The sequence below is a fragment of the Acinetobacter sp. ACNIH2 genome (assembly GCF_002934965.1).
Lineage (GTDB): Bacteria > Pseudomonadota > Gammaproteobacteria > Pseudomonadales > Moraxellaceae > Acinetobacter > Acinetobacter tandoii.
Genome location: NZ_CP026412.1, coordinates 857,818 through 876,223, shown reverse-complemented (window position 1 = coordinate 876,223; position 18,406 = coordinate 857,818). Strand labels below are relative to the sequence as shown.

At 39.7% G+C, this 18,406-nt stretch carries 17 protein-coding genes; 11 read left to right on the top strand and 6 right to left on the bottom strand.

What is annotated here, in order from left to right:
- The first annotated feature begins 4 nt into the window (after window positions 1-4).
- The 9 genes from C3F34_RS04075 (at window position 5) to rfbC (ending at window position 8,275) form a co-directional block, all read left to right on the top strand.
- Window positions 5-931: a branched-chain amino acid transaminase gene (locus C3F34_RS04075; protein ID WP_016168208.1), complete on the top strand. Its 927-nt coding sequence runs from the start codon at window positions 5-7 to the stop codon at window positions 929-931.
- 74 nt (window positions 932-1,005) lie between these two features.
- Window positions 1,006-1,896, top strand: a complete 891-nt coding sequence (locus C3F34_RS04070; RefSeq protein ID WP_104441114.1) for a mitochondrial fission ELM1 family protein — start codon at window positions 1,006-1,008, stop codon at window positions 1,894-1,896.
- A gap of 43 nt (window positions 1,897-1,939) precedes the next feature.
- Window positions 1,940-2,719: a polysaccharide deacetylase family protein gene (locus tag C3F34_RS04065; protein ID WP_416333156.1), complete on the top strand. Its 780-nt coding sequence runs from the start codon at window positions 1,940-1,942 to the stop codon at window positions 2,717-2,719.
- A 2-nt stretch (window positions 2,720-2,721) separates the two neighbouring features.
- Window positions 2,722-3,705 (top strand): glycosyltransferase, encoded by a 984-nt coding sequence (locus tag C3F34_RS04060; RefSeq protein ID WP_044738706.1) that lies wholly within the window; start codon window positions 2,722-2,724, stop codon window positions 3,703-3,705.
- 12 nt (window positions 3,706-3,717) lie between these two features.
- Window positions 3,718-4,755: an ELM1/GtrOC1 family putative glycosyltransferase gene (locus C3F34_RS04055; protein ID WP_104441113.1), complete on the top strand. Its 1,038-nt coding sequence runs from the start codon at window positions 3,718-3,720 to the stop codon at window positions 4,753-4,755.
- Between the two features lie 131 nt (window positions 4,756-4,886).
- Window positions 4,887-5,954, top strand: coding sequence for a dTDP-glucose 4,6-dehydratase (gene rfbB / locus C3F34_RS04050; protein WP_044738708.1), 1,068 nt, complete (start codon window positions 4,887-4,889; stop codon window positions 5,952-5,954).
- A gap of 2 nt (window positions 5,955-5,956) precedes the next feature.
- Window positions 5,957-6,850 (top strand): dTDP-4-dehydrorhamnose reductase, encoded by an 894-nt coding sequence (gene rfbD / locus C3F34_RS04045; RefSeq protein ID WP_044738709.1) that lies wholly within the window; start codon window positions 5,957-5,959, stop codon window positions 6,848-6,850.
- Window positions 6,847-7,737, top strand: coding sequence for a glucose-1-phosphate thymidylyltransferase RfbA (gene rfbA / locus C3F34_RS04040; protein ID WP_044738710.1), 891 nt, complete (start codon window positions 6,847-6,849; stop codon window positions 7,735-7,737). The genes rfbD and rfbA overlap by 4 nt, the downstream gene beginning before the upstream one ends.
- Complete coding sequence (rfbC, locus tag C3F34_RS04035) at window positions 7,727-8,275, top strand: dTDP-4-dehydrorhamnose 3,5-epimerase (protein WP_044738711.1); 549 nt, start codon at window positions 7,727-7,729, stop codon at window positions 8,273-8,275. The genes rfbA and rfbC overlap by 11 nt, the downstream gene beginning before the upstream one ends.
- A gap of 26 nt (window positions 8,276-8,301) precedes the next feature.
- Here the strand turns inward: rfbC and C3F34_RS04030 are convergent, their stop codons facing one another.
- The 6 genes from C3F34_RS04030 to C3F34_RS04005 all read right to left on the bottom strand — a co-directional run bounded on the left by C3F34_RS04030 (window position 8,302) and on the right by C3F34_RS04005 (window position 14,583).
- Entirely contained in the window at window positions 8,302-9,321 is a 1,020-nt protein-coding gene (locus C3F34_RS04030) for a glycosyltransferase (protein ID WP_044738712.1), read from the bottom strand.
- 39 nt (window positions 9,322-9,360) lie between these two features.
- Entirely contained in the window at window positions 9,361-10,296 is a 936-nt protein-coding gene (locus C3F34_RS04025) for a CgeB family protein (RefSeq protein WP_044738713.1), read from the bottom strand.
- The gene (locus C3F34_RS04020) at window positions 10,296-10,514 is read right to left on the bottom strand and encodes a hypothetical protein (protein WP_044738714.1); all 219 of its coding nucleotides are present in this window, start codon (window positions 10,512-10,514) and stop codon (window positions 10,296-10,298) included. The genes C3F34_RS04025 and C3F34_RS04020 overlap by 1 nt, the downstream gene beginning before the upstream one ends.
- A 153-nt stretch (window positions 10,515-10,667) precedes the next feature.
- Complete coding sequence (locus C3F34_RS04015; protein WP_044738715.1) at window positions 10,668-11,552, bottom strand: lysophospholipid acyltransferase family protein; 885 nt, start codon at window positions 11,550-11,552, stop codon at window positions 10,668-10,670.
- A gap of 317 nt (window positions 11,553-11,869) precedes the next feature.
- Window positions 11,870-13,657 carry an aspartate--tRNA ligase gene (gene aspS / locus C3F34_RS04010; protein ID WP_044738716.1) on the bottom strand — a complete coding sequence of 596 codons (1,788 nt, stop codon included), beginning with the start codon at window positions 13,655-13,657 and terminating at the stop codon, window positions 11,870-11,872.
- 161 nt (window positions 13,658-13,818) lie between these two features.
- A complete protein-coding gene (locus C3F34_RS04005; RefSeq protein ID WP_044738717.1) occupies window positions 13,819-14,583 on the bottom strand; it encodes a DUF4184 family protein in 765 nt (254 codons plus the stop codon).
- 160 nt (window positions 14,584-14,743) lie between these two features.
- Here C3F34_RS04005 and znuD point away from each other — a divergent pair, with 160 nt between their 5' ends.
- Window positions 14,744-16,807 (top strand): zinc piracy TonB-dependent receptor ZnuD, encoded by a 2,064-nt coding sequence (znuD, locus tag C3F34_RS04000; RefSeq protein WP_104441112.1) that lies wholly within the window; start codon window positions 14,744-14,746, stop codon window positions 16,805-16,807.
- A gap of 105 nt (window positions 16,808-16,912) precedes the next feature.
- Window positions 16,913-18,376 carry a phospholipase D family protein gene (locus tag C3F34_RS03995; protein WP_044738719.1) on the top strand — a complete coding sequence of 488 codons (1,464 nt, stop codon included), beginning with the start codon at window positions 16,913-16,915 and terminating at the stop codon, window positions 18,374-18,376.
- Window positions 18,377-18,406: the final 30 nt, after the last annotated feature.

The window sequence follows — 18,406 nt, the reverse complement described above, 5'->3', positions numbered from 1 at the left end:
TGCCATGAATTTGGCTGATCGTGATGGTTTTATTTGGCAAGATGGACAATTGGTTGATTGGCGTGAAGCGAAAGTTCACGTTTTAACGCATACTTTGCACTACAGTATGGGTGTCTTTGAAGGTGTGCGTGCTTACGAGACACCAAAAGGTACAGCGATTTTCCGTTTACAAGACCACACTAAGCGTTTGCTTAATTCTGCAAAAATTTATCAAATGAAAGTTCCATTTGATCAAGCGACGCTAGAACAAGCTCAAATTGATGTGGTTCGTGAAAATAAATTAGCATCTTGCTATTTACGTCCGTTAATCTGGATTGGTTCTGAAAAACTTGGTATTGCAGCGACGAACAACACGATTCATGCAGCAGTTGCAGCATGGGGTTGGGGTGCATATTTGGGTGAAGAAGCTATGGCGAAAGGGATTCGCGTAAAAACTTCTTCTTTCACGCATCACCATCCAAACGTGACGATGTGTAAAGCAAAAGCTTCGGGTAACTATACTTTATCGATTCTTGCTCACCAAGAAGTTGCACATTCTGGTTACGATGAAGCAATGTTAATGGATCCTCAAGGTTATGTTTGCCAAGGTTCTGGCGAAAATGTATTCCTTGTGAAAGATGGTGTGTTACATACCCCAGATATCGCTGGTGGTGCGCTTGATGGTATTACACGTCAAACTGTGATGACTATTGCCAAAGACTTGGGTTACCAAGTTGTAGAACGTCGTATTACTCGTGATGAATTCTATATTGCGGATGAAGCCTTCTTCACAGGCACTGCTGCTGAAGTTACGCCAATTCGTGAATATGATGACCGTCAAATTGGTTGTGGTGCACGTGGTCCAATTACAACTGAAATTCAAAAAACCTATTTTGATGCAGTTCAAGGTCGTAACGACAAATATGCGCACTGGTTGACTTACGTAAACTAAGTTGATCGGTTAAGATCAAAAGGCGAGACTTCGGTTTCGCCTTTTTTATTGAAATTTTATCATGGTTTAAGTTTATGCATATTGTCTATGTTAGTGATGGAAAGGCGGGACACCGTTCACAAGCACTTGGCTTGTTTAAAGCTATACAAAGACAATCCTCAGAAACGGTCAGCTTTGAAGAAATTTCGATCAATGACTTGACCATATTCCCTTTGTTGGTAGGACTCTTTCGTAGATCTATTCCACAGCTCCAAACTACACCTGATTTTATTTTTGGTGTGGGCAGTCATACCCAATTACGTGTGTTTTTGCTTGGAAAAATTTATCCTCAAGCCAAAACTGTGATTTTAATGAAACCGAATTATCCATTCGCTTGGTTTAATTACAGTGTGATTCCAGAACATGATGGCATTCCAGCATCTGATCGGGTGATTGTGACCCAAGGGGCACTGAATCCGATTGTGAATGAACAGCGCCATCAATCAGGGCGGATTTTAATTGCATTGGGTGGTTCATCTAAACGTCATCAATGGAATGAGGATAAAGTCTTTGCATCGATAGAACACATTGTGAAGCAACATTCCGAGAATGAAATTATTATTACAACTTCGCGTCGAACGCCTGAGCAGTTTGTTGAACGCTTGAATACATATCCTTTTTTACCTCATGTGCACTTTTTCCCTGTAGAACAGACGCCACAAGGTTGGATTTTTGAAGAAATGCAACAGGCAGAAGCTGTCTGGGTCACGGAAGACAGTGTTTCGATGATTTATGAGGCACTGACTGCAGGTTGTAGAGTTGGCGTGATTGCCATGGATCGGACCAAACAGGACCGTATTACGACATCGGTAGATGGATTATTAGAGAAAGGAATTATCTCGGAATCGCTCTTGTTAGCCCAGTTGCCTGAACCAAATGCTTTTAAAGAAGCAGAGCGTGTGGCAACATATCTTTTAGCTCAATAAGCAGAAGTTGCCTGTGATTTACTTATTTCTTGTTCTGTTCGTGATGGTGGTACTGTTTAGTTACAAGTTTGCGTGGTGGAAACCCGCAGTAGATTGGAAACGACCACGTGTGCTGATGTATCACATGGTACGAGAGCATATAGATGGGGCAAAATTTAATAAGCTAAGAGTTACACCTAAACAATTTGAGCAGCAAGTGGCATGGATGAGTGCACAAGGTTTTCATTTTGTTACGATGCAAGAATTACAACAGAATTGGGGGCAACACCCTGAAAAAACCGTAGCGATTACTTTTGATGATGGTTATTTGGATAACTTGGAAAATGCGTATCCAATTTTAGAAAAATATCAAGCCAAAGCCACCATTTATGTGGTGGTTGATCGTCATGATCGGGACTGGTCGACGTATAAAAAAGCACATCATAACAGTGGCGAATTGGCACGTGAGCCAAAGCTTAATGATGAACAAGTGAAATTTTTGGCTCACAGTGGTTGGGTCGAAATTGGCTCACATACCATGACCCATGCCAATCTCGCTAAACTGGATGATGCAGAATGTTTGGCGGAATTAACAGAATCTAAACAGCAACTTGAACAATTAATTCAACAACCAGTGACCAGTTTTGCCTATCCTTTTGGGATTTATTCTGCACGTGATGTGGCGTTGGCCAAACAGGCTGGTTATCACAATGCGGTGACAACCGTTGAAGGAATTGATGGCGAGCAACCTGATTTTATGCAATTGCAACGTATTAAAATTAGTGGGAAAGATTCACTTTTTGCGGTGAAGTTAAGATTAAAATTAGGCAAGCGTGAGGGCTAAACATGAACATTACGCTTGTGATGGCCAGTGATGAAGAAGGTGGTTTAGAAAAGCATGTATTAGAACTTGCTGAAGGGCTCGCAGAGTTTCATCAAGTTTCTTTAATTGCACATCAAAAATATCAAAGCCAATTGTCTAAGAATGTCAATTTTGTTGTCTTTGATATGAGTGGCAGCCGCTATAACCCATGGACGAAATATCAACTAAAAAAAGTCATTCTAGCAACTCAGCCTGATATTTTACATGCGCATGCTTCTAAAACTGCCAAGCTGTTACAAGGTATGCTCAAACAGTTCAGTTTTCCAAGTGTGGTGACTGTTCACGGCAAAAAGAAAAGTAATGAGGCGTATTTTGCCTTTGATCACATGATTGCTGTGAGTCGTTCAGTTGCGGAGACTTTAAACCAACCGAATAAAACTACAGTTATTTATAACGGAACTAAAATTACTGTATCGCCAACACCTTTTCAGAAAAACCGAAAGTTTATTGCGATTGGGCGTTTGAATTCGGTGAAAGGTTTTGATCTGTTATTAGAGGCTTGGAAATATATTCCACATTCACTTTCAATTGTTGGAGAAGGTGAGGAACGGAGCAAGCTTGAACAACTGATTCAGCAGTATCAATTGTCTAATCGGGTTTCTTTGCTAGGCTATCGTTCAGACATTCATACGTTGATCAATGAACATGAAGCATTAATTGTTTCTTCATTGCGTGAGGGTGGTCCTTATACTTTGGCAGAAAGCCTATTATTGAATCGACCTGTCTTGGGTACTGATGTTGGAATGATGGCAGAATTTGTTCCAGCGGAATTCTTATGTGAGGCAGGGAGCAGTAATGCTTTAAATACCTTGCTTCAGCATTATTTACAAGTCGAAGCCCCTTTTATGGATTTCGCATCAGCGTATGCAATGGCGCAAGAACAGCTTACTTTTCAGAAAATGATTGAACATACCTTACAAATTTATCAATCTTTGCTTGTGTCATAAATGGGATTTAATATGAGCCAACAGCCGATTATTCTTGCACTTACCGATGGCAAAGCAGGTCATGAAACCCAGACACAGGGAATTGTACAGCTTTTAAATCAACAGCAAACTTATCAAGTAGAATGGCTCAAACTTGAATTGCCTAGTAAATGGCACTATCGAATACTGAAATGGTTGATGAAATTCAGTCCGAACACAGCATGGTTGACTGCGTTTTTGTCCCGTGAGCAACTGGTCAATATCAAGCAGAAAAAAGTTGCCTATATTGTATCCGCTGGTGGAAATACACTTTTGGCCAATGCATTACTTCAACTGGAACTATCTAAAACACAAGCTGTAAAAAATATTGTCGCTAGTTCGTTGCGTGGCATTAAAGCTCACTATTTTGATGTTGTGTTTACCATACAAGCAGAACAAGAGAATTTAGCACATTATTTATATTACCCGATTGCCCCAAATAAAATGTGTGCTTTGTCTTCGACTCAAATGCAGGCAAGAACAAAATTAGGTATTTCATCATCTGCTCAAGTCATAACAGTGTTGATTGGTGCTGATACCAAGACTGTTAGTATTGGTTCTGTAGAGGAATGGGGGGCTGTTCTTCAAAAAGTCCGTAGTGAATATCCTGAGGCATGTTTCTTGTTGACGACTTCCCGAAGAACATCAGTTGAGTTTGAACAAAGTTTGGCAGAGTTGTGTTATGCACATGATATTTTGCAGGCCACTGATCAGATCACTTGGGTTGCACAAGGTCAACAATGTGATATTAAAGATTATATTTTGGCGGCAGATTGGGTTTTATCGAGTGCAGATTCAACTTCGATGATGGCTGAAGTTGTTATGTCAGGTCAGCCATTAATCGTGTTTTCTGATGCGACTAAAATGCATGATGCTGCGATTCAGCAACAATTACAATTTCTGGAACAGCAAAAATGGATCACTTGTTATGATCTATCGAATTCCTTTCAGTTTAAACAAGCGCTACAGTTCCTTGAACCTAAAAATCATTCCAAGGCGATGGCGAGTGAACTGGAAAAAAGATTAAACTAACTTTTGGGGAAACTGGTTTTCTTTTGTAATATGACTACGATATTGCTGCATATTTGCAAATGAATCAGTAAATTTAAGTTTAAATCAATGATAAAATTTCCCACTAAGAATGTGGAGTCAAAAAATTCATTATGAAATTCTTAATTACTGGCGGTGCTGGTTTTATTGGGTCGGCAGTTGTTCGTCATATTATTCAAAATACTGAACATGAAGTATTAAATGTAGATAAATTAACTTATGCGGGAAATTTAGAATCTTTAATTTCTGTTGCTGATCATCCACGCTACCATTTTTCTCAAACTGATATTTGTGACCGAGCTGCATTAGACCAACTCTTTTCAGATTTTCAGCCTGATGTTGTAATGCATTTAGCAGCAGAATCGCATGTAGACCGTTCTATTTCTGGTCCTTTTGCTTTTATTGAAACCAATATTATTGGAACCTACCAGTTATTAGAGGCAAGTCGTTCTTATTGGGGTAGCCTAGCGGAAAAAGGTAAAGCGACATTTCGATTCCATCACATTTCGACAGATGAAGTCTATGGAGATTTGGAAGGCACCACAGATTTATTTACAGAAACGACGTCATACTCACCAAGTTCACCTTATTCTGCCAGTAAGGCAAGTTCTGACCATTTAGTACGTGCATGGAATCGTACTTATGGATTGCCTGTAGTGGTGACGAATTGCTCGAATAATTATGGGCCATATCATTTCCCTGAAAAATTAATTCCATTAATGATTTTGAATGCACTACAAGGTAAAGCATTACCTGTTTATGGAAATGGTCAGCAAATTCGTGACTGGTTGTTCGTAGAGGACCATGCGCGTGCATTGTATGTTGTTGCGACGCAGGGAGTAGTCGGAGAGACTTATAATATTGGTGGACATAACGAAAAAGCCAACCTTGATGTAGTCCACGCCATTTGTCAATTGTTAGAAGAATTGGCACCGAATAAGCCTGAAGGAATTCAGTTTTATCAGGATTTGATCACCTATGTAAAAGATCGTCCTGGTCATGATGTCCGTTATGCAATTGATGCCTCAAAAATAAAAGCCGAACTGGGCTGGGTACCTGAAGAATCTTTTGAAACGGGGCTAAGAAAAACGGTTGAATGGTACTTAAGCAATACCGAATGGGTACAGCACGTGCAAAGTGGTGAATACCAATCATGGTTAAGCACACAGTATCAAGGCTAGTTATGAAAATATTATTACTCGGGAAAAATGGGCAAGTCGGTTGGGAACTGCAACGTGCACTTGCTCCATTGGCAGAGGTGACTGCATTAGACCGTCCTGGATTGAATGGTTATTCTGGTGATATGTCACAGCCGCAAGCGATTCGCGAGGCAATCATAGCAATTAAACCTGACGTGGTTGTTAATGCATCTGCTTATACAGCGGTGGATTTAGCAGAGTCGGAACCAGAATTAGCAGATTTAATTAATCATCAAACTGTTCGAGTGATTGCAGAGCTTTGTCAGGCCGAGCAGATTTTATTTGTGCATTATTCAACAGATTATGTTTTTTCAGGAGAAGGCAGCCAACCTTTTGATGAAGCTGATTCTGTTGCTCCATTGAATGTTTATGGCAAAACAAAAGCCTTGGGAGAGCAAGCGATTCTTGAAAGTGGTTGTGCCTACCTGATTTTTAGAACCTCTTGGGTTTACGCAACAAAAGGCAAGAATTTTTTGAAAACGATGCTCAATTTGGCTCAGCAAAGAGAAGAACTCTCAATTATTGATGATCAAATTGGTGCGCCGACTTCAGCCGAGTTAATTGCAGACATTACGGCACAAATTATTCCTAAAGTCTGGGTTGATAGGCAAAAGTCAGGAATTTATCACTTGGTTGCAAGCGGTGAAACGACTTGGTTTGGTTATGCCAATTTTATTTTTCAGCAAGCACATATTTTGGGAGAAGTGTTGAAGGTGGAAAAAGTGAATCCGATTCCGACATCGGCCTATCCAACACCTGCAATCCGTCCTCATAATTCACGAATGCATAATGCAAAATTACAAAACACGTTTGGGCTTGTCCTACCTCAATGGCAAGAAGGCGTGAAACGAACTTTAGCGGAGCTACTAAGTCAATGAGCTTAAAACGTAAAGGTATTATTTTAGCGGGCGGATCTGGTACCCGTTTACATCCAATTACCAAAGGTGTGTCAAAGCAACTTTTACCGATTTATGATAAACCCATGGTTTATTATCCGCTTTCAGTGTTAATGCTAGCAGGTATCCGTGAAATTTTATTAATTTCTACACCTGAAGATTTGCCGCAATATCAGAAATTATTAGGTGATGGTGCGCAATTTGGTATTGAGCTGAGTTATAAAGTCCAGCCATCTCCAGATGGCCTTGCTCAGGCATTTCTGATTGGTGAAGAATTTATTGGCAAAGATAATGTTTGCTTAATCTTGGGTGACAATATTTATTATGGTCAAAGTTTTGGTAAACAATTAGAAGCTGCAAGCTCAAGAGAACAGGGCGCAACAGTTTTTGGTTATCATGTCACAGACCCAGAAAGATTTGGCGTGGTTGAGTTTGACGCAACGGGTAAAGTGCTAAGTATTGAAGAGAAACCGCTTAAGCCAAAATCTCCTTACGCAGTAACAGGACTTTATTTCTATGATAACCGTGTTATTGAGTTTGCTAAGCAAGTAAAACCTTCTGCCCGTGGTGAGCTTGAAATTACAGATATTAATAATGCTTATCTTAAAGATGGTTCACTGAATGTAGAGTTGTTGGGACGCGGTTTTGCATGGTTAGATACGGGGACGCATGAGTCGCTGCTTGAAGCGGGTCACTTTATTTATACCATCGAAAAGCGTCAGTCTTTGAAGGTTGCTTGTTTAGAAGAAATTGGTTTCCATCAAGGTTGGATCAGTTCTGAACAACTTTTAGAGAGTGCGACAGCATTACAAAAAACCGAATATGGTCAGTATCTGAAAAAGATTTGGGAAGAAGCAAATGCAGGTTGAAACCACGAAAATTGAAGGCTTATTGATTCTTCAGCCCAATGTTTTTGGAGATGATCGTGGTTGGTTTATGGAAAGCTTTAATCAACAACACTTTGCACAAGCCTTAGAACAATTGCAGCAAGCTGTACCGACTTTTGTGCAAGACAATCATTCGCTTTCACAAAAAGGGGTATTACGCGGTTTACACTATCAAAATGCACCCTATGGACAAGGGAAATTAGTCCGTGTAGTGCAAGGGCGAGCTTGGGATGTTGCAGTGGATATTCGTCCAGATTCAGCAACCTATGGACAATGGGTTGGAGTGGAGCTGAGTGCAGAAAATAAAACCATGTTTTGGATTCCTGAAGGCTTTGCACATGGTTTTTTAGCGTTGGAAGATAATACGCAGTTTTTGTACAAAACCACAAACTACTACAATAAAGAAAGTGAAGGCGCGATTATTTGGAATGATCCGACACTTGCAATTGAGTGGCCTTTATATGAAATTGAAAACGTGTTGGTGAGTGATAAAGATAATCAAGCCAACTTATTTAAATAAAGAAGAGGAGCAATAGCTCCTTTTCTTTATTTTGGCTTATTCAATATAGTTTTATAAGGTGCGACTAAGGCAACTGAAAGAATAAACTGCATACACAACTTTAGAATAAAAAAAGGTACAACATAAAAAGGAAGGGTGCGTAAAGCAATCATGCTGGTTGGAATAATCCGATCATAATAGCGACGTCGAATAGCTAAAGAGGCATTTTTGCGTAGTTCTTTAGATAAGGCCTTTTTATTCTTTAAATAGATTTTATTTGCTCGTGGTTGTTGCTTTCTATGGTGATCAAAAAAGGCATTCATGCTTTCCCGAAATAGAATGACTTGCCGACGTACCTCAAAGTGATCTTTCTTTTTCTTAGCTTGGGCAATAACACTGGTATCGTGATAACGGAAATAATTTAAACATTCTGCCGTATAGAAAATATCACCTTGAGAGATGATTTTAGTCCAGATTTCCCAGTCGCCAATAAATCTTAAGCTTGGGTTGGCACCGCCAACATCAAGATAAGTTTGCTTTTTAAATAATACACCACTGGCATTCGGAACAGTATTTTGTGTATTTAGGAAATGATCAATATATTCAAGCCCAGACATTTCAAAATCATCTGCGAATAAGATTGGATCAACAGCATCCGTAAAGTCTTTCCAAGATCCAGTGACTTTACCTTGTGCATTCATTCGATGCGACTGACTATATGCTAGAACCAAATTGGGATTTTGAATGAAATGTGAAACGAGTTTTTCTAAAAAAGTCGCTTCGGCTACATCATCTGATTCTGCAATCCAAATTAACTCACCTTTGGCAAGGCTCATGCCTTTATTCCATTGGTGAAAGGTAGAACCAGAGTTTTTTTTATTAATAATACAGTGTGATACCTTTGGATGGTTCTTATATTTATTCAGGATTTCTGCACTATTATCAGGTGATAAATCATCTAAAAGAATAACTTCAAACGCTGTATAAGTTTGTTTGAGAATACTTTCGATTCTTTCTTCTAAATATTGTGCATGATTATAACTAGGGACAATAACGCTCACTAACACGGAGAGAAAAACCTTTTAATTTAATTTGGAAATCAATTGCTAGGATAATAATTCAATAATTGTAGCTAACCTATTTTTATAGGTATGGCTTTGTTGAACTTTATTCATCGCATCTAAAGGATTAATAACAGAATTATTCAGTTTATTTTGTAGTTCGGAAGGTTCTGTAAAACAAATGATTTCATTTTGGACATCGAATACAAATTCAAGATCCTTTACATACTCACTGACCAGAATACATCCGCAAGCAGGGGCTTCAAAACAGCGCATATTCATCCCTTGCCGGATGTTGGTTTTATTGATGACATTCAATACATAACGATGCTGTCGATATAAATCGGCAACTTCTAATAAACTAATATTCTGCGGGTGAATTGTACTATCTGCTTTATTTAGCTTATCCCAACCTTTACCATAAATCGTCATAGGTAAGGGAATTTGTTCCAAGAGATGTTGACGATCTGGAGACCACGCACCTACAAATAATAATCGGTCATTTTTTTCAGTTGTTGAATGAAAGAAAATATCTGGATTATAAGCCAAGGGTAAATACGTGGTTTGAGTGAGTCCAAGTTTCGCAGCATCATCTAGGAAACTTGAGTCCGTGAAGCAATATAGATCAATAATATCTTTAGATCGGAGTAATCGATGATCGAAGAAATCACCAATCCAATGTGCGATTTTGCCTGAATATTCAGAAAAAACCTTTAATAAAAATTCATTAAAATAAAATAAATCTGCAATTAGAATCAGGTCTGGCTGAAATTGATGAATCTTTTTTTTCAATAAATTCGCAGTATAACGGTCTTTATTTGGCAGAACTTTCTTTAAAAATCGTTCCGTACTATTGTTGTGATTAAGTGCAAATCCTTGGATTTGAAAAGGGGAGTCTGGCTTTTGAATGGCTAACAGGTTTTCATACCATTGTAGAATTCCGCCACGTTTTCCAATAACAAGGATTTTATACTCAGACATCATTCGCGATCCGGATTGCCTTTAAGCACCATGTAAATCAAACCGACAAAAATCGCAAAGGCGCCACCTAAACTACTCACGCAGAAATATAAAATACGGTCAGAGGTGTCTAGGTTAAATAAACCATTGGCAAGAATATAGCGCATGAATAACCACTGGACGACTGCAAAAACAATTACCACAAGACCACGACGGCGGACTTCAGGACGCATAGCCATAAGCTTGCTCATCTATTAATATTAAAACTGCGGGCTATTATGCCACTGCTCAGAATTGATCTCAAATGAATAAAAACAATCAGCTCAATGCGATACAAATTCATATAAATTTGAGCTTTTATTTTTATAATCCAAACAAATTCTTAAAGAATGTCAGATCGTGGGTTGTTTGCAGTAAACATTACCATTGCCATAACAATTCCTGAAGCGTTTATATGACCAGATATACTGTTCGGGCGCGAGCTGAATCATCTCTTGCATTGCCAGATTTAAGCTATCCACAGATTGTTGTAAATCTTTTGAAAGAATTGTTTGAGGCAATTCAGTGCAATATACATCAAAACTGGATAATTCAGGATTACGGATACAGCTTAAGCCAATGACGTTGCATTGCGTCTTGGCCGCCATTTTCGAAACCAATGTTGCCGATAGTGTATTTTGCTGGAAAAAATGTGAATAAATTCCGCCAGAAGCCTTGGGTAAATGATCTGGTAAAATGACAGTCAAACCACCTTGCTTTAGATGTTTAAAAATTTGACGTATTCCTATTTCATCTGTTGGTACCAAGGTAGCGTTAAATTTCTGTCGGGCATTTAAAATATACTGATTCACACCTTTTATTTTGTCAGGTTTGTACATGATCATGGGTTGCGTATAAATATTTAACCAAGCATTTAACAGTTCCCAACAACCAAAGTGAGGAACGACCACAATCACGCCCTTTTGATTGACTAAAGCCTTTTCTAAGAGCTCTGCACCATGAATATTCTTGAGTAAGTTGAAGTTGTATTGCGGTGACATTCCCCAGCATTTTACAAATTCGATATAGGTCATGCATTGGCTTTGAATGCTGAGACGAAGACGCTTTTGTAAGGCTTGTTCATTTAATTCAGGATATGCCAATCGGAGATTAATCGCTGTAATTCGTTTGATGGAGGAGTTTGTCTGAAAGAGTAGATAGGCAACCCAAAGTGCGATTCTTTGTAAAAATGACAAAGGTAAAATTGCGATAAATTTAAGCAGGAAATAAATAGCCATATTTTGACTCAAGAATCTTTTTATCAGAAAGGATGAGAGAAAATTTTGCAAAGAGACTTAAAAATCTAAGATAGATAGAATCAAAAAAAGATGAGCATCTTAAGAACAAAATGAATTTTTGAATAGAATAATTAAGGCAAGAACTGTTGCAACAGAATATAGGCTATCGTTGCTTACTCTAAGCGGGATGAAAGAAAAGTTCAAAAGAAAATTTAAAGAATGATGGGTAAAGATGTAATTTTCAAAAATGTCATAGATTGGAACATTTGAGAATAAAAAACCCTGCACGAGTGCAGGGTTTTGGGTGAAGTTAAAGATTATGCTTCTTTCGCTTCAGCTTTTTGTTTTTCACGTAAACGAATACCTAAGTCACGCAATTGGTTTGCTTCAACTGGTGCAGGTGCTTGCGTCAATGGACATTCAGCAGTCTTGGTTTTCGGGAATGCAATCACATCACGAATAGATGATGCGCCTGTCATCAACATGATCAAACGGTCAAGACCAAATGCTAAACCACCGTGTGGAGGCGCGCCATAACGTAATGCATTCAATAAGAAACTGAATTTCTCTTCTGCTTCTTCTTCACCAATACCTAATGCTTCAAAAATTGCTTTTTGCATTTCTAAAGTATAAATACGGAGTGAACCACCACCGATTTCAGTACCATTGAGTACCATGTCGTAAGCAACAGAAAGTGCAGCACCTGGATTGTTCTTCACTTCTTCAACACTAGATTTTGGTAGTGTGAATGGGTGATGCACAGAGGTCCATTTGCCATCATCAGTTTCTTCAAACATTGGGAAGTCAACCACCCAAAGTGGCGCCCACTCGCAAGTTGCAAGTTTCATGTCATGACCAATTTTCACACGAAGTGCGCCCATTGCATCATTTACCACTTTTGCTTTGTCTGCACCAAAGAACACGATGTCGCCATTTTCAGCACCAACACGTTTTAACAAATCAAGCACGATTGGCTCGATGAATTTAACGATTGGTGATTGAAGACCTTCGATGCCTTTTTCAAGTTCGTTGACTTTGATGTAAGCCAAACCTTTCGCACCGTAGATGCCAACGAATTTCGTGTATTCATCAATTGCACTACGTGGAAGAGAACCAGCACCTGGAACGCGTAAAGCTACAATACGACCTTTAGGATCTTTAGCAGGACCTGCGAATACTTTGAACTCAACGTCTTGCATTAAGTCTGCAACATCAACCAATTTCAATGGAATACGCATATCTGGTTTATCAGAAGCATAATCACGCATTGCATCGGCATAAGTCATACGTTCAAATTTATCGAATTTCACATTCAATAATTCATTGAACATTTTAACCGTTAAGCCTTCCATTAAATCCATGATGTCATCGTCACTCATGAACGATGTTTCAACGTCGATTTGGGTAAATTCAGGCTGACGATCTGCACGCAAATCTTCGTCGCGGAAACATTTCGCGATTTGGTAGTAACGATCAATACCACCTACCATCAACAACTGTTTGAACAATTGTGGTGATTGTGGAAGTGCATAGAAGCTACCATTTGAAACACGGCTTGGGACTAAATAGTCACGTGCACCTTCTGGGGTCGCACGGGTCAAGATTGGTGTTTCAACATCAAGGAAACCATGATCTTCAAAGTAATTACGAATTAAGTTTGTAACTTTAGAACGGAAACGTAAACGCTCTAACATTTCTGGACGACGGATGTCCAAGAAACGATATTTCAAACGAATTTCTTCTGAAATATTGGTATTTTCGTCATTTAATGGGAATGGCGGAGTTTCAGATTGAGCAAGAACTTCAATTTCTTTACCTAAAACTTCGATTTGACCGCTCACCATATTGGCATTTTCTGTGCCTTCATAACGGCGACGTACACGACCTGTAATTTTTAATACGAATTCTGAACGTGCTTTGTCCGCAGTTGCAAATGCTTCAGGGGTATCTGGATCAATAACGACTTGAACTAAACCATCACGGTCACGCATGTCGAGGAAGATAACACCACCGTGGTCACGGCGACGATGTACCCAACCGCAAAGGGTTACTGTTTCATCAATTTGGGCTTCGGTTAAAGAACCGCAGTAATGAGTTCGCATCATAGCGTATAAAATCCAACTATATGGGTTAAGGAAGCGTATACGTAAACAGCGTACCGCTCGTAAAGGAAGGATTATGCCTCGTTGAGGATTTTGTCACAAGGACTAGATCCAAATTCCTCTGTATTTCATGGCTTTTCGGCGCAAAATTTAGGGACAAGTTGTTATTCAAAATACTGTTTTTGATCGAAGAACATAAAAACAAGACAGCCTGTGCTGAAGATGACTAAAGCGGCTTGACTAAATTCATTGATGCTTCGTGCTGTAAAATAGTACAGATTGGAGACCCAGATATCATAGGAAAAATAACGAGCGTAATCCCAAACAGAATAAATGCCACTCAGCAATGTTAAGCCAAGTAAACTCCATGCATAGCGTTTAATCTTGCTTGATACAGGTGAGGGTTGTCGGAACTGTTGAAAATAATGAATACACATCCAAACAAGAATGGGCAATGCCACGATGGATGTGCCAATTTGAAGCACACGATGCACAGGAAAACGCTGTCCGAAGAGGGAAATACTTTGACTCAGGAAATCCCGAAAGGCAAAGGTTCTGAAGTCGACATGAGTCAGTCCATCCCAAACGAGATGGGTACTTACCCCAACCAAAATGCTAATGACAACCCCTATAACAAAACCCATGCTTGTTTTGAATTGTGTGAGCCGTAATGGATCTTGTAATCCCATAAAACGATATAGCACAGGTCGATAAATGAAATACCACAACAGACAAAAAAACAGTCCAATTACTAAATTTGGATAAATTAAAGCATTCCAGAGATGGGTTTTTCCGCCATCTTGTTGGGTAAAAAGCCGAATTAGGTCAGGTGTCATACAGCCAATGGCTAGGGCAGCAGTGGGTAAATACCCTTTGCTGAGTTTGGAAAGAGGTGGTGCGAGAACGGCATGAGACAGAGTAAAGGGCATGAAATCTGGTTAATCCCATAATTCTAAATAAGGCGATAAAATGGATATTGCGCTAAAAACAGGATAAAGAACTTAGCAGGGAGATTCTGTTTTTTATTGCAAAAAAACAGTAATGTTATATTATAACAATTAATGACTTTCACCAGACCAAACCTGACTCATGTTATTTCATAAGAATTTACTTTCCGTTGCGATTCTTGCGGTAATCGCGCCTTCCGCATTTGCACAAGATGATGAATCTACGCAAAAATTAGACACCATTCAAGTCACAGCACATCCTTTGGTACAGACCGCTGTAGATTATTCGGCTGCCGATAACGTCATTAAAAGTGATCAGTTGGTACAAGGTGGCACCACCATAGGTGAAGCACTAAGTAATCAGGTCGGGGTCTATTCCAATCAGTTTGGTCCAGGTGCTAGTCGCCCCGTGATTCGAGGGCAAGATGCAGCACGTGTAAAAGTCTTGGCGAATGCCTCTGAAACTATGGATGTATCGACTTTATCGCCAGATCATGCAGTGACCGTAGATCCTACTTTGGCCAAGCAAATTGAAATTGTACGTGGTCCGTCAACCTTATTGTACGGGGCTGGAAATGTAGGTGGTTTGGTCAATGTCACGGACAATAAGATTCCCACCCAGATGCCAGAGAACGGCTATGAAGGAAAACTTGGTGTACGTTACAACAAGGGCAACGATGAAAAGTTAGCTACAGCAGGGGTAACAGTTGGTTTGGGTGATCAAGTTGCATTACGTGTTGAAGGCCTGAAACGCGATGCAAATAATTATATTGCCCCAGATTATGTTCATGAAGGTGAAAAAGAACGTCGCGTAGATAACACTTTTGCGGAGTCTCAAAATGTGACTTTAGGACTGTCATGGATTTATGATCGTGGTTTTACGGGAGTTTCTTATACCAATCGTCAAGATCAATATGGATTGCCAGGTCATAATCATGAATATGAAAGCTGTGAAGCACATTTAGCAGGACAACCGCATTTACACTGTGGTGAGCACGATCATGACCATGAAGCAGATACACACGAGGCACATGATCATAGTCATGCGGGACCTTGGGTAGATCTAAAATCCGAGCGTTATGATTTTAGAAGTGAGTTGGCAGACCCATTTGCAGGCTTCCAAAAACTACGTGTGCAAGCGAGTTATACCGATTATCAACATGATGAAATTGAAGAAGGTCAAGCTGCCACAACCTTTAAAAGTGAAGGTTATGACACGCGTTTAGAATTGCTGCATAACCCGATTGGGGCATGGGAAGGGGTAATTGGCACTCAGTTTGGTCGCCAAAAACTCGATATTACTGGAGAAGAAGCGTTATTTGCAGGGCCAAGTACCACAGATAAATGGAGCTTATTTGCTTTAGAGCATCGTCAATGGAACGATGTGCATTTTGAACTGGCAGCACGTTTGGATCAGCAAAGTATTGATATTGATTCGCCACAAAAAGATTATGATGATCATGCATTTTCTTATTCTGGTGCAGCGAACTGGGCATTTGCACCGAATTATAAATTGTCTTTGGTGGCCTCCCATCAAGAACGTTTACCGATGGCGCAGGAGCTGTATTCACAAGGTAAGCATCTGGCAACCAATACCTATGAGTTGGGCAATGAAAATTTAGCTGTTGAGAAATCGAATAACCTTGAATTGGGTTTCCATTACGATACTGATCGACTGAACTATCATGTTCATGTGTTCCATAACTGGTTTGATGATTATATTTATGCCCAAACGCTGGATCGTTATGAAGATTTTCGTTTAATTCAGTATACGCAAGATAAAGCACGTTTTTATGGTGCTGAAGGGGAAATCTCCTATCAACTGTCGCCAATCTATACTGCCACGTTATTTGGTGACTATGTACGTGGAAAAATTGATGCTGAAGGGGATGCACCACGTGTTCCTGGTGGCCGTGTAGGAACACGTTTTGACGCCGATTTTGGTGATGGTTTCTCAGGAACTGCGGAATATTACCGTGCCTTCAAGCAAGACAAAATTGCAGTCTATGAAACAGAAACTGATGGCTACAATATGGTAAATCTGGGTTTAGCTTATGCCGCCCGCCTTTCGGATAAAACAGATTATCGTGTTTATGCCAAAGTCAATAACCTGTTAGATGAAACTGTATATAACCATGCGTCATTCTTATCGACACTTCCACAAATGGGGCGCAACTTCACTGTTGGGTTGGAGTTTGGTTTCTAAGAAGCCATCAGCTTTTTGAATGGATTCAAGGTGATGTCACACAAAGTCACTTGAAAAATGTGTTAAGAAAACCTAGCCTGAACCTATTGGGTTAGGTTTTTTCTTATGCGTATTTTTCGAAAAATTCATCATAAATTAAATTGGACACCGCGGCGTTATGTTGCGGTCATTGTTAGTTTCTTGGCACTGGGCTATTTGGCTTCAGGGATTTATCACACACTAAAGCCGTTACCTGAAGGTCTAAATTACACAGGAAAATTACGGCATGCCCAAGTGAAGTTTTTAGCGGATCAAACGTATTTAACCCGTGATGGTAAACAGCAGCAACAGCATGTCATTTTTAAAGAAATGCTAAAAATGATTGATGAAGCCCAAACCACCATCGTATTGGATATGTTTTTATTCAATAAAGAGGTGGGTGAGTCAAAACTGCAACAGCAAGCTCTAACCCAACAATTAACCGATGCCTTAATTTCGAAACGCCGCCAGTATCCTCATATTGAAATTAAATTGATTACCGATCCCATTAATTCAGTTTATGGTGGCGTAGCACCTGAACATTATCGTCAACTGCGTCAGGCAGGGATTGATGTGATTGAAACTGATTTGCGTCCACTACGGGCATCAAATCCCACTTGGTCAGGTTTCTGGTATTTGTGTTGTCAAAATGCAGGCAATAATCCTGAAAAAGGTTGGTTGCCAAATCCATTTGGTAAAGAACGCATTACCTTACGCAGTTATTTAAATTTATTTAATTTTAAAGCCAATCATCGTAAAACTTTGGTGGTGGATACTGCACAGGGATGGAAGGCTTTGGTTACTTCGATGAACCCACATGATGGCAGTTCACGACACTCTAATATCGGTTTAGTGGTGACAGGCAATACCGCGATCGATATTTTAAAGACTGAGCAAGCGGTAGGTCGAATGTCTGGTGGTGACATGCCTGTGATTATTCTGGGTGAGTTTGAAGCCGCCAAAACAGAACCCCAAGTGCAAGTCTTGACGGAACAAGCAATTTTAGATGTGACGTTAAACTTAATTACGACTGCAAAAAAACAAGATCAGATTGATTTGGCAATGTTCTATTTATCTGAACGACAAATTATTCAAGCCCTCATTGCAGCACAAGAACGTGGTGTGCAACTGCGGGTTTTACTTGACCCGAATAAAGATGCTTTTGGACGTCAAAAAAATGGCATTCCAAACCGTCAGGTAGCGTCTGAGTTACATGCGGCAGGCATACCCATGCGCTGGTGTAATACCCAAGGTGAACAATGCCACAGTAAAATGATTGTGAAGCGGGGTGCGAATAGCAGTGAGATGATTTTAGGTTCAGCCAATTTTACCGCACGAAATATTAAAAATTATAATTTAGAGACAGACTTACGTGTCTTGGGTTCGACTCAGGCTCAAGTGTTCCAAGATGCGAATCAGTACTTTAATACGGCATGGTCAAACCTCGAGGGGAAACAAATGAGTGTGGACTATACCCAGTATGCGGATGACTCAAAATTGAAATATGCGTTGTATCGTTTTATGGAATGGAGTGGTTTATCAACGTTTTAATTTTTAATCCCAGCTCACCTCCCTTTAATC

Bases quoted from the DNA above. Each gene is read 5' to 3' on its own strand.
- C3F34_RS04025 (WP_044738713.1), bottom strand. From the start codon at position 10,296: ATGTCTGAGTATAAAATCCTTGTTATTGGAAAACGTGGCGGAATTCTA.
- rfbB (WP_044738708.1), top strand. From the start codon at position 4,887: ATGAAATTCTTAATTACTGGCGGTGCTGGTTTTATTGGGTCGGCAGTT.
- rfbA (WP_044738710.1), top strand. From the start codon at position 6,847: ATGAGCTTAAAACGTAAAGGTATTATTTTAGCGGGCGGATCTGGTACC.
- C3F34_RS04075 (WP_016168208.1), top strand. From the start codon at position 5: ATGAATTTGGCTGATCGTGATGGTTTTATTTGGCAAGATGGACAATTG.
- C3F34_RS04060 (WP_044738706.1), top strand. From the start codon at position 2,722: ATGAACATTACGCTTGTGATGGCCAGTGATGAAGAAGGTGGTTTAGAA.
- rfbD (WP_044738709.1), top strand. From the start codon at position 5,957: ATGAAAATATTATTACTCGGGAAAAATGGGCAAGTCGGTTGGGAACTG.
- C3F34_RS04020 (WP_044738714.1), bottom strand. From the start codon at position 10,514: ATGGCTATGCGTCCTGAAGTCCGCCGTCGTGGTCTTGTGGTAATTGTT.
- C3F34_RS04015 (WP_044738715.1), bottom strand. From the start codon at position 11,552: ATGGCTATTTATTTCCTGCTTAAATTTATCGCAATTTTACCTTTGTCA.
- C3F34_RS04055 (WP_104441113.1), top strand. From the start codon at position 3,718: ATGAGCCAACAGCCGATTATTCTTGCACTTACCGATGGCAAAGCAGGT.
- aspS (WP_044738716.1), bottom strand. From the start codon at position 13,657: ATGATGCGAACTCATTACTGCGGTTCTTTAACCGAAGCCCAAATTGAT.
- rfbC (WP_044738711.1), top strand. From the start codon at position 7,727: ATGCAGGTTGAAACCACGAAAATTGAAGGCTTATTGATTCTTCAGCCC.
- znuD (WP_104441112.1), top strand. From the start codon at position 14,744: ATGTTATTTCATAAGAATTTACTTTCCGTTGCGATTCTTGCGGTAATC.
- C3F34_RS04005 (WP_044738717.1), bottom strand. From the start codon at position 14,583: ATGCCCTTTACTCTGTCTCATGCCGTTCTCGCACCACCTCTTTCCAAA.
- C3F34_RS03995 (WP_044738719.1), top strand. From the start codon at position 16,913: ATGCGTATTTTTCGAAAAATTCATCATAAATTAAATTGGACACCGCGG.
- C3F34_RS04065 (WP_416333156.1), top strand. From the start codon at position 1,940: ATGGTGGTACTGTTTAGTTACAAGTTTGCGTGGTGGAAACCCGCAGTA.
- C3F34_RS04070 (WP_104441114.1), top strand. From the start codon at position 1,006: ATGCATATTGTCTATGTTAGTGATGGAAAGGCGGGACACCGTTCACAA.